This window comes from Micromonospora sp. NPDC051300, from assembly GCF_044455315.1.
In the GTDB taxonomy this organism is placed as follows: Bacteria; Actinomycetota; Actinomycetes; order Mycobacteriales; family Micromonosporaceae; genus Micromonospora; species Micromonospora robiginosa.
The window spans coordinates 1-1,331 of the sequence record NZ_JBITEP010000070.1; the positions used below are offsets into that span (position 1 = coordinate 1).

The following is a 1,331-nucleotide window of genomic DNA, read 5'->3' on the forward strand; positions in this document are numbered from 1 at the left end:
TCACCGCCCACGCTTCGTCGGTCAGTTCGCCTCGACGTACCACCGGCACATCGTCAACGACCCACCGCTACAAGATCGGCAGGACACGCCCTAGCCCGTCGCGGGCAGTCGTCCGGCCGGAGGCCGTGAGCGTGCCCGTGCCGTCCGGCGCGGCGTCGACCGAGGCCCCGCTTCCGGCCGCCGCTGTCCCTGCGCAGCGCACCGCGGAATTCTTTATGCCGGAGCAGCGCACCGTTTACGTCTTCGGCCTGGCCGCTCTGGCGCTGCCCGCCGGCTGGCTCGCTGTGCGCCGTGCTCGCCGGGAGCGGGCGCCGGCTGAGGTCTTCGAGAAGGCATACGAGCTGGGCCGCGCCGACGAGCGGACCACCGCCGAGCAGCCTGCCGCGAAGGTGCTGCGGCTCCCGCGCCACCGGGCCTAGCCTTGGACGTGCGAAAGCCCCCGACGCGCGCCGGGGGCATTCGTCTGTGCTGGGTCAGCCGACGGGGCCGATGCGCTTCGCGAAGTCCACGAAGCCTTGCCAGGTCGCCGGCTCGAAAGCCAGCGCCGGCCCGTTCGGGTCCTTGGAGTCCCGCACGCCAACGACGCCGGGCAGGTTGTCCGCTACCTCCACGCAGTTACCGCCGCCGGAGCCGCTGCGGGATGACTTGCGCCAGTGAGCGCCGATCAGGTCCACGAGTTCACAACTTCTTTCATCAGCTCGATTGACTGGCGGCGGGGTAGGGCCTCGTTGCGGACCGTCTCCCACCTCGTCATCAGAGTATCCACATCGGCTGGTTTCTCGATGACCACCCCGCCGAGCTGGTTCTCCATCTCCCCTAGCCAGGTGTGCTCGGGCGAGCGCGCAAGGCTGAAGGGCCCGGTCAAGCCGACGTGCATACTGATGTCGTCCGGCAGTACGTGCACGCTGATGTTCGGCCGATCCGCGAGCGCAATCAAGTGCTTTATTTGACCGGCCATGACCTGCCGGAAGTCTTCCCGCGCCCGGCGTAGCACCGCCTCGGCGATGACAGCGATGAACTGCGGGGCGTTGCCGCCGGTCAGAATCGTTTGCCGCTCCATCCGATCGGCTAGCCGCCGGTCGACCTCTTCATCGCTGAGCGTGTCGTCGCACCGGATGACGGTACGGGCGTAGTCCTCCGTCTGGAGCAGTCCCGGAACGAGCGACGGTTGCCAGCATCGGAGCTGCGTCGCGGCGCGCTCCGCGTCGAGCCAGGGCAGGAACCATGACGGCACGCCTAGTGCCGCGACAGGGAATGTTTGCCTCGTGACGACGCGCCGTGCGGGTGCTGGTCCGGGTGGTGCGGTGTCGCCAGGCTGTCCGGGTGGCAGA

Annotated in this window: 3 protein-coding genes; 1 reads left to right on the forward strand and 2 read right to left on the reverse strand. The window is 68.8% G+C overall.

What is annotated here, in order from left to right; genetic code table 11:
• The first annotated feature begins 215 nt into the window (after nt 1–215).
• Nucleotides 216–419 carry a hypothetical protein gene (locus tag ACIA5A_RS30875; RefSeq protein ID WP_396768309.1) on the forward strand — a complete coding sequence of 68 codons (204 nt, stop codon included), beginning with the start codon at nt 216–218 and terminating at the stop codon, nt 417–419.
• A 54-nt stretch (nt 420–473) separates the two neighbouring features.
• Here the strand turns inward: ACIA5A_RS30875 and ACIA5A_RS30880 are convergent, their stop codons facing one another.
• A complete protein-coding gene (locus ACIA5A_RS30880) occupies nt 474–674 on the reverse strand; it encodes a DUF397 domain-containing protein (protein WP_278106649.1) in 201 nt (66 codons plus the stop codon).
• Nucleotides 665–1,331, reverse strand: a 667-nt coding sequence (locus ACIA5A_RS30885) for a DUF5753 domain-containing protein (RefSeq protein ID WP_396768311.1), incomplete at its 5' end; no start/stop codon positions are given. The genes ACIA5A_RS30880 and ACIA5A_RS30885, both read right to left, overlap by 10 nt.